Origin of the sequence: Photobacterium marinum (assembly GCF_000331515.1) — a bacterium.
In the GTDB taxonomy this organism is placed as follows: domain Bacteria; phylum Pseudomonadota; class Gammaproteobacteria; order Enterobacterales; family Vibrionaceae; genus Photobacterium; species Photobacterium marinum.
In genome coordinates this window covers 21,427-31,062 of record NZ_AMZO01000012.1, presented here as the reverse complement: position 1 = coordinate 31,062, position 9,636 = coordinate 21,427, and the positions used below count along the sequence as shown (strand labels likewise).

General features: G+C 45.8%; 8 protein-coding genes. 5 read left to right on the top strand and 3 right to left on the bottom strand.

Going from position 1 to position 9,636, the window contains the following annotated elements:
• The first annotated feature begins 434 nt into the window (after positions 1–434).
• From malT to C942_RS09210, 5 genes are all read left to right on the top strand, one after another.
• Positions 435–3,143 carry an HTH-type transcriptional regulator MalT gene (malT, locus tag C942_RS09230; protein ID WP_007464974.1) on the top strand — a complete coding sequence of 903 codons (2,709 nt, stop codon included), beginning with the start codon at positions 435–437 and terminating at the stop codon, positions 3,141–3,143.
• A 37-nt stretch (positions 3,144–3,180) separates the two neighbouring features.
• Complete coding sequence (locus C942_RS09225; RefSeq protein WP_007464972.1) at positions 3,181–3,858, top strand: DUF4336 domain-containing protein; 678 nt, start codon at positions 3,181–3,183, stop codon at positions 3,856–3,858.
• Positions 3,859–4,064: 206 nt separating this feature from the next.
• The gene (locus C942_RS09220; protein WP_007464971.1) at positions 4,065–4,349 is read left to right on the top strand and encodes a hypothetical protein; all 285 of its coding nucleotides are present in this window, start codon (positions 4,065–4,067) and stop codon (positions 4,347–4,349) included.
• A gap of 242 nt (positions 4,350–4,591) precedes the next feature.
• Entirely contained in the window at positions 4,592–5,332 is a 741-nt protein-coding gene (locus tag C942_RS09215; protein ID WP_007464969.1) for a glycosyltransferase family 2 protein, read from the top strand.
• Positions 5,326–6,585 carry an LssY C-terminal domain-containing protein gene (locus C942_RS09210; RefSeq protein ID WP_007464968.1) on the top strand — a complete coding sequence of 420 codons (1,260 nt, stop codon included), beginning with the start codon at positions 5,326–5,328 and terminating at the stop codon, positions 6,583–6,585. The genes C942_RS09215 and C942_RS09210 overlap by 7 nt, the downstream gene beginning before the upstream one ends.
• 56 nt (positions 6,586–6,641) lie before the next feature.
• Here the strand turns inward: C942_RS09210 and C942_RS09205 are convergent, their stop codons facing one another.
• The 3 genes from C942_RS09205 to modB all read right to left on the bottom strand — a co-directional run bounded on the left by C942_RS09205 (position 6,642) and on the right by modB (position 9,635).
• The gene (locus C942_RS09205) at positions 6,642–7,322 is read right to left on the bottom strand and encodes a CAP domain-containing protein (protein ID WP_007464965.1); all 681 of its coding nucleotides are present in this window, start codon (positions 7,320–7,322) and stop codon (positions 6,642–6,644) included.
• Between the two features lie 547 nt (positions 7,323–7,869).
• Entirely contained in the window at positions 7,870–8,949 is a 1,080-nt protein-coding gene (gene modC, locus C942_RS09200) for a molybdenum ABC transporter ATP-binding protein ModC (protein ID WP_007464963.1), read from the bottom strand.
• A complete protein-coding gene (gene modB, locus C942_RS09195) occupies positions 8,943–9,635 on the bottom strand; it encodes a molybdate ABC transporter permease subunit (RefSeq protein ID WP_007464960.1) in 693 nt (230 codons plus the stop codon). Before modB ends, modC begins: the two co-directional genes overlap by 7 nt.
• Position 9,636: the final 1 nt, after the last annotated feature.

Sequence of the window (9,636 nt, the reverse complement as noted above, 5' to 3'; positions counted from 1 at the left end):
TAGTCCGGTTAAACATCCTCCCGCCGGGGGGAGGATTAGGGATGAGTGGCAGGGGCGTAGTTACCAGACCCCCTCCCATTTTGTGACGTCCTGCAAAAAATCGAGGTGGAGAAGGCACTTAACAGCCCGAAAGGTGCAACAAAATTCATAAAAATAGATTAAATCATGTGCGCAGCCAGGTGATCTTTTATTACAGATTGTTTCAATATATGTGATGTAGCTCATATTTCTAGGGATGAGAAAACATAGAATTACTAAATTCACCCCGTAGAAGGTTAAAGTTAAGGGCCAGTTCACACGGCGTGAAGAAATTTTCATGCATGTTTTTGAGAACAGCATTGCATAAAGCTCATATAAGCCCCCCGCTAAATGATGGGAAATAAAATCTAAGAGCTTTCAACGGAACCTGAAACCTTACAAAAAGACACAAGACTATGTGGATACCATCTAAACTGACACGGCCGGCTCGTCTTCATAATGCAATACTACGCCCAAGATTGCTGGAAGCACTTGAACAGGCACCTTTTTACCGTCTTGTACTATTCCGCTCTCCGGCTGGCTATGGCAAGACAACCATGGCAGCACAATGGTTAAGTGACCATCCTCATACTGGCTGGTTCAATATTGATGAGAACGACAACGACACATTCCGATTTGCCAATTACCTGCTGCAATCTATCAACAAAGCGACAAACAACGCCTGTCTGAAAACACAGGCGATGGCAGAACGCCGTCAGTTTGCCTGCTTATCAACCCTATTTAGTGAGCTGTTCGGCGAACTAAGCGAATACCACGAACAGACTTACCTGGTACTTGATGACTACCACGTTATCAATAACGACGATATTCACGATGGCATGCGCTTTTTCCTGAAAAACATGCCGGATAACATTACGCTGGTTGTTACCAGCCGCACCCTTCCCCCTTTGGGTACAGCTAACCTGCGTGTTCGCGACCTGCTGATAGAAGTTGATAATGATCTGCTGGCTTTCGATGAAGAAGAGACAGAGCGTTTCTTTAATAAACGAGTCAGCAATAATGTTGAGACAGATGTACTAAAATCCCTGCGCCAACAAGTGGAAGGCTGGCCTTCAGCTTTGCAACTTATCGCCCTTCATGCCCAGCAAAAACCAGACAACCTAGTTGAATCAGCAGTTAACGTCGCTAGCTTTAACCGAGGTCATTTGTGGGACTACCTGGCAGAAGAAGTGTTTGATCAGCTGGATCAGGAAACTCAGCAGTTCCTGCTACAGTGTTCTGTATTGGACATGTTCAATGCCCAGCTGGTAACAGACCTGACCGGACGAAGTGACGCACTGGCCATGCTGGAATCGCTGAACCGCTACGGCCTGTTCCTCAATAACCTGGAAGGTGATAACAACTGGTATCGCTTCCATAACCTGTTTGCAGAATTCCTGCGCCACCAGCGTTATTCTCAGATTCCACAGCAGCGTTCTGAGTTGCACACCATGGCGGCTAAGGCTTGGCTCAAGCAGCATTCGCCTCAACAAGCTCTTTTGCATGCGCAAAAAAGCGAAAATAAAGAACTGACGATTGAAATCCTTTCTGAGTACGGCTGGGAAATGTTCCATCACGGTGAGCTGAAACTACTTCAGGACACCATTGATGGTTTAGACAGATGCAAACTATTCAGCACCCCTCGCCTTGTTCTGCTTCGACTATGGCTGATCCAAAGCCAGCACCGCTATAACGATGTCGGCGATCTAATCGCAGAAGCCGAAGCAGAAATGCAGAAGTACAACATTGAACTGGATGATGCGCTTCAGGGCGAATTCAATGCCCTTCGCGCACAAGTTGCAATCAACCAAAGCAAACCGGAAGATGCTTTGATTTTGTCAGAGCAAGCACTTGGGCAACTGCCATCTACGACCTACCGTAGCCGAATTGTCGCGACCTCAGTTGTCGGTGAAGTTCATCACTGTCTGGGTAACCTCAGCCGTGCGCTGCCTATGATGCAACAAACGGAAAAAATGGCTCGTCAGTACCATGTATACCATCAGGCACTTTGGGCAATCCTGCAACAAAGTGAAATCCTGCTGGCACAGGGCTATGTTCAGTCTGCATTCGAACAGCTTGATCAGGCTTTCAAACTGGTAAAAGAACAGCACCTACAACAAGTACCGCTGCATGAATTCCTGCTCCGACTTCGTGCCCAGATCCTCTGGTGCTGGAACCGTCTGGATGAAGCGGAAGAAGCGGCACTGAAAAGTCTTGAAGTGCTGGCACCGTTCGACGAAACCAAATCGCTTCATGCCTACTCTATGTTGGCCCGTATTGCCGTTACCCGAGGTGAACAGGACAAAGCTTCCCGCTATCTGGAACTGTGTAACAGCATGATGGATCGCACCCAGTACCACATCGACTGGCGTGCCAACACAGATTTAGCCAACTTGTTCCACTGGCAAAACACCGGTGATCAGGAAAGTATTCAACACTGGCTTAAGCAGGCAGAGGAGCCGGAAGGCGCCTGTAACCACTTCCAGCAACTTCAGTGGCGTAATATTGCCCGCGCCTGTATGAATGCCGGCGAGCTTGAGCGCTCAAAAAACATTCTGGAAATGCTGCAGGAACATTGTGATAAGCATAATCTGATCACAGACAAAAATCGTAATCTTGTGGTACAAGCGGTACTTAGTAAGCGTATAGGATTGCGCCAAGAAGCATTGAAACAACTGAAAGAAGCATTGGTTCTGACCAACAGCACAGGGATGGTTGGTATTTTCCTATGCGATGGCTGTGAACTTTACGATCTGCTTCAGGAACTGGTTGATACTCGTTCACTCAGTGAACTTGAGCTTCACCGCGCACGTCAGCTACTTCGTGAAATGACCAGCAAAGAACGAAACCGCTCGGTTCACTTTGATGAAAGTTTCGTTGAAAAACTGCTGAATCTGCCGGATGTGCCAGAGCTGATTCGCACCAGCCCGCTCACCCAGCGTGAATGGCAGGTACTGGGATTGATTTATACCGGTTACAGCAATGAACAAATTGCTTCTGAGCTTGATGTGGCTTCAACCACAATCAAAACTCATATCCGAAATCTTTACCAGAAGCTGAATATCGCTAACCGCCAGCAGGCTATTGAAACAGCAGAAAACTTACTCAAGATTATGGGCTTCTGATAGCTATCTGGAGCTCAGCAAAGGTTAAGGATGACCTATGATTGAATGGAGCTGCGATCGAATCTGGTATCAGGACATGCCGTTCAAAGTGAACGGCATTCCTGTCGGAGCCCGAATGACAGTCATTCGACTGAATGACAACAAGCTGTTGATCCACTCACCAGTCCAGCTAACTACCCAGTTACAACTGGAGCTAAGTAAACTCGGACAAGTTCATGCGATCGTTACACCGAACATGAATCACCACCTGTTCCTTTCTGAATGGTGGCTGGCCTACCCAGAAGCTTATTTTTTCGCTCCGCCCGGACTACAGCACAAACGTACAGATCTGGCCTTTGACGACGCACTCAGTGCACAAACGCCCGTACTCTGGCGTCATCAACTCTATCAGACCCTACTTCGTGGCAGCGATAAAATGGAGGAAGTTGTATTTTGCGATCCCGAATCGCATACCTTAATTGTCGGCGACACTCTAGCATGGCTTAAACCCTCACCGAGTTTATTAACGACAGCGTTAGCATTAGTTAACGACTGCTATCATTCACCGGGAATGCCATTGTACTGGCGAATGACATTCAAAGATAAAACCCGCTTACGCCAGTCACTGCAGGAAATCCTCACCTGGCCATTTGATCGAATCATTCTCTCCCACGGTCAGGTCATCAGCGAAAACGGTAAAGAGAAGTTTCACCGTGCTTTTCAATGGGCACTGTAACGCGCCATCACAACCTGTTGAATTTAAAAATCAATAGCTTCATTTTTTTTGACAAAGACTATACGACTTAGCGCTTTTTTGCGAGGTTGATAACATACGTTAAATCTATGTTTTCATTTCTCACGCATAATTGTATGACATAACTCAATCTTTTATATGTAATTGAGAGTATATTTAATTGGTTGCAATGTGTTGAGGGAACAAATATGAAAGCATCAAAGCTATATTTTAGAGACGTTCTGGGCATCGTCCTAGTCATCTCCTCTATCTTGGTAACACTGGCTGTGATTTTTGATGTGTTGGCTGTGCTTAATTATTTCTCTCATGAAGAAGCATTGGCCTCTACATACCTTCACGAGTCGTTACCGCTGTTTATTTTCTTAATCCCTGCTTTCCTGCTCGGTAAGTATATTAATCGTCCAAACTGGGTAGCGGAACTGACAGCTTTTCGCCTAGAAGTAGCTAAGAAAATCAGTGCTAACCTAAATTAAAGCCTTCCAGCCTGTCACAGGGTTGGCACTGTTAAAGCCTGGAGTCCCACTCCAGGCTTCCCCCTACCTCCCCCCACTACATATCTATACTTTTTCTTTCTTCCTGGATTCAGCAAGCTCTTATCATGTCGTTGATAGATAAAGCTGAATGCAAAATGAACCAAGCCATCATAATTCATTCAATACCCCACAAGCATACTACTCTCAACAGTTACCAACATGGACAATTAAGAGAGGTTTGTATGACTCCTGTAAGCATCGTAATCATCACCCTGAATGAAGAAAAACGTATCGGTCGCCTGCTTGATGACCTGAGCAAACAGACGCACAGTGATTTTGAAGTCATCCTCGTTGACTCCAACAGCGAAGATAAAACTTGTGAAATCGCCAAGGGGTTTGAAAAAGCTTTACCTGCTCTAACCGTTCATAAAATGGAAAAACGAGGCGCCAGCCTAGGAAGAAATACCGGTGCAAATCTGGCATCAAACGAACGTATTCTGTTCCTTGACGCAGATGTACGTCTTGACCCGACATTCCTCACCAATGCCCTTCACCAGCTTGAACAAAAAAAACTGGACGTAGCCGGGGTCTACATGAGTGCGAAGCAACTCTCATTTGGTTACAAACTTGGTTACGGTGCATTCAATGCAGGGCTGTATATGACGTCGTTCTTTTTCCCGACATCCGTCGGAGCATGCCTGTTCTCGACCAAACGAGTCCACGAAGAAATCGGCGGATTTGATGAGGCCATTGTCCTTTGCGAAGACTGTGACTATGTACGCCGCGCATCACAAACCTGGCGCTACCGCATGATCCCAGTTAGCTTCTGGTTTGACCCTCGCCGCCTGGAGCAAGATGGCTTTTTAAAGATGGGGCTGACTTACCTCAAAGCCAATATTCGCCGCTTCTTCTTCGGAGAAATGCGCAACAACGAGATGGAATACAAATTCGGTCACTATACGGACGCAAATAACAAATGTTAAACGCTGAATGGTGGTGGTATTTCGGAGGAAGCCTGCTTGATGCGTTAATTGGTCCCAATCTGTTTTTTCCCGGGGAACCTTTCTTGCTGGCAGCAGGCTACCTGCTCAATGAAGGTGCGGTGTACGGTGTTCTTTCAGTACTGGCCGGAGGATTAATTGGCGATCAGCTCAGTTATTTCATTGGCCGGAAACTAGGAGCAAAAGGCCGCCGCACACTGAGCCGACGCATACCGAAAACACGCCGCCCTTTCGCTAGGGCAAAACTAGTACTGAAAAAACGCGGCCCCCTGGTTGTGGCCGCCGCTCGATTACTCGGTCCAGTCGCGTGGATCACGCCTTTTCTTGTTGGTTCATACACTATGCCATGGATGACATTTACTATGTACTCACTTATAGGCCTGTTTTTAGGTGTCGGGCAGTTTGTACTGCTGGGTTTATTTCTGGCACAAGGTATCCAGCTTATCCCAGACATGTCCAACATTACGCTGTTTCTCAAAGAACACAGCCTGCTGGTAATTGCGATCATGCTTGCTTCAGCCATCAGCACCTTCCTTTACCGCAGCCGTAGCTGGAAGAAATGGCTTAAAATCAGCTTTTGTTGGCTTTCAATTATGGGCAGCGTCAACTACATACATTTCTTTGTTGGCAACGCATACGCTTACAAAAGCAAAGCAGCTCACAACGACAACATCGAGCTTAAATCACTCGATTATGCTGTTTACCCCGGTCTGGCTCCAGTTTACAAAGCTCAACCGATCAACATTGTTATCAAAGACAATACACCTCAGGATTTAATGGGGGAACTGGGCTGGATTGAGAATAAAACATTTTCACGAAATGATCTGAACTTCACTAACTACATAAGTTTAATTTCCAAAAACTTGCCACCAATATCAGACCTATATTGGAACCAGCAACCGCAATGGTCAGCATACCAAAAAGCCGGAGATTTAATTAATAGGAAACATATTCGCTGGTGGTATGCAGGAAGAGAAAAACAAACAGAAAAAGATATTTGGGTAGGTTCTGTCAGCTATGACAATGATTTAAAGCTGGCGCATTATAAAGGGATCATTACCATTCTTCACGCTATCGACCCAGATATTGATAAAGAAAGAGATGATTTTGCAAATAAGGCAAAGAGTTCAGGATGGGATATAGAATACAAGCAACTCGGCAGCCCGGTAGCATATTCAAAAAGCCGCCACTATTTCAGTGACGGCCAAGTGATATTACTATCGAAGAAAACTTAATTTATTCAATAAAACAGCAGTTGATATTCCCTTACCAACTGCTGATTGGATATAAGTTAGCGTGGACGGGCAAAGTTCTGAGTCCAGTAAATGCTGTACTGTGAACCTGATGAACCTAGTACTGATGCCACACCAATTTGAGTATAGTTAGCACTCATGATGTTCTTACAGTGACCAGGGCTGTTCAGCCAAGCCGTCATAACCGCATCAATATCTTTCTGCCCTGCTGCAATATTTTCACCCACAGCACGCCAGTCATAACCTTGTGCTGTCACACGGTCGGCTGGTTGTGTTCCATCCAGTCCTGTGTGACTGAAGAAGTTATAGTTTGCCATGTTACTTGAGTGAACAAACGCAGCTTGCTCCAGTGCATAATCCCAGGTCAGAGCTGGTACAGCCGGCATCATCTCACCACCACAGCTTCGCGCCTGAGCTCGTGCCGCATTAACTGCTGCCAACATTTGGTCTGCAAAGTCACCATTTGGCTCAGGTGCCGGTTCTGGAGTCGGTGTTGGTTCAGGTGTTGGGTTAGACGGCACATAACTACCAGTGTCACCGAAAGAGCTATCTGTACTACCACCTGTATTAGTGTCGCCACCAATATTTGTGTCACCAGAGTTAACAACATTTGTACCTGTAGAAGCGGTATTGGAAGAAGAGCTGCCTTCAGAACCGCCACCAGCACCACAGCCAGTAACAACAAACATAGAGATTAAAAGTAGTGATAGTTTTCGCATGGCTACATCCAGAATATGTTTTATTGAACTAAAGATTTCAAAATAAACTTCTGTCGGCAATTAACAGCAAAAAAGTATATTGAGAAAACTCAGACTTATTCAAAAACTGATATTCCTATCAGCTTCAACGTGGGGACAATATACTGACTGGCAGCTGAACACTTCAATATGCAACGGTTACTTTTTAAACATCCTGACAGACAATTGACAAAATATGATGTTGTTCAAGATCACAAAACAAAAATAGTTAATCTTCTATTTCAATAGGATAATAACCTCAATATCAATATTGAGACTTCTCATAGAAAAGTGGGCAGTTATGTATAAAAAGGTGTAATTCATCGGCATAATTTATGCCAACGTAATTTCCTTAATTTAATTTAGTTGGTAAAAACAAGGTTATTTATAAGAAAAGAAACCACAAATAAAATCATTTAAATAATATTTTGCTGATATTTATTTGTGGTAAAAGCAAAAAGGTACATTTATTTTTTGTTATTTTTTATCTCGCACGGTTAGTTTTGCTCGCAAATCTGTAACATTTGCTCTATGCGAGATCTTCCTGAGTAACACTCACACCTTTAATCTGAGCAAAAACCTCATCACCCACATTAAGTTCAAGCTCATCTGCCGCCCAAAGCGTGATGTTCGCCCATATGTTGGCTTCCCCCACACGAAGGCGAACGGCTACTTTCTCGTCTTCATCGACAGGCAGGATCTTATCAACACGAGCTTCAAGAATGTTTCGAATGCTGGTGTGGTGTGGTTTCGACTTGGTGATTGAAACGTCATTTGAGTGAATACGTACCCTCACCCACTCGCCGCGTGCGCGGCTTAGCTGGCTTACCCACAAGCAAGCCTTATGGTTAAGCATTACCTGCGTCAGTGCATATTGGGGATGAGAATGGTTAACTCGCGCCGTGATCAACGAACTTTGTTCGCGAGATGGCAGCCATGGGCGCATCTCGGGAGAACCCCATACACTATTAACGTGGCCGGAGATAACCACCTTGCCCTCATTGAGCATCACCATATGGTCGGCTAAACGTAGAATCTCATCCAGGCTGTGAGTAACATAAACGATAGGCGTGTTGACTTCCTTCGCCAGCTTTTCCAGATATGGCATCAATTCTTGCTTTCTTGGTAGGTCCAGCGATGCCAGAGGTTCATCCATTAACAACATATCTGGCTTTGTCAGCAATGCTCGCCCAATCGCAACGCGCTGCTTTTCTCCACCAGAAAGCGAGGACGGATAACGCTTCAAAAGCGCTTCAATTCCCAGCAGACGAACAACGTCATTGAAGTGCGCCTCATCTTTATTACTACAGCCATAAGTCAGGTTCCCCGCAACGGTGTAATGAGGAAACAAGCGTGCATCCTGAAACACATAACCAATCCGGCGTTTTTCCGGCGGTAAATCGACTCGATTCTCACTGCTAAACAATACATGCTCGCCAAGCTTAATCGAACCGCTGTCAGGCTTACTCAGGCCACTCAACACATTAATAAGGGATGTTTTGCCGGTACCGGAACGACCAAAGATCGCTGTAATCCCCTGCATAGGCAGATCCAGTTGGACGTCGAGCTGCAAATCACCCAGCTGCTTTTGAACATTAATCGCTAACATTGAGTTTCCAACCGTTTACGTGCAATTCGGGCAAAGAGTTCAGACACCAGCAACGATGCCAGCGCAATAATAATGGCAATGACACACAAACGAGCAGCCTCGGTTTCAGCGCCAGGCGTTTCAATAAAGGAGAACATAGCCAGCGGGATTGTTTGTGTTTCACCTGGGATGTTTGAAACGAAAGTTATGGTGGCACCAAACTCGCCCAAAGCACGAGCGAAAGCCAGAATCGCACCGGTCAGAATACCCGGTAGTGTCAATGGTAAGGTAATAGTAAAGAAAACTTTAAGCGGGCTTGCGCCTAATGTCCGCGCTGCCTGCTCCAGTTTAATATCCACACTTTCCAGCGCTAAGCGAATAGAGCGAACCATAAGCGGAAACGAGACAACCGCCACAGCGATCACCGCCCCTCGCCAACTAAAACTGAAAGTAAGACCGAACCAGTCGTACAGCAGCTTACCAATTACCCCCTGTCGTCCCATCATCGCAAGTAAAAGGTAACCAATCACAACCGGTGGTAACACCAACGGCAGATGGACAATACCGTCCAAAATAGCCTTTCCGTAAAACTGGCATCGCGCCAGTAACCACGCACATAAAATGCCAAGTGGCAGGCTGACCAGCACTGCCACTCCGGAAACTTTCAAACTAAGTTGCAGTGCCTGCAGCTCGTATTCGGTTAACACG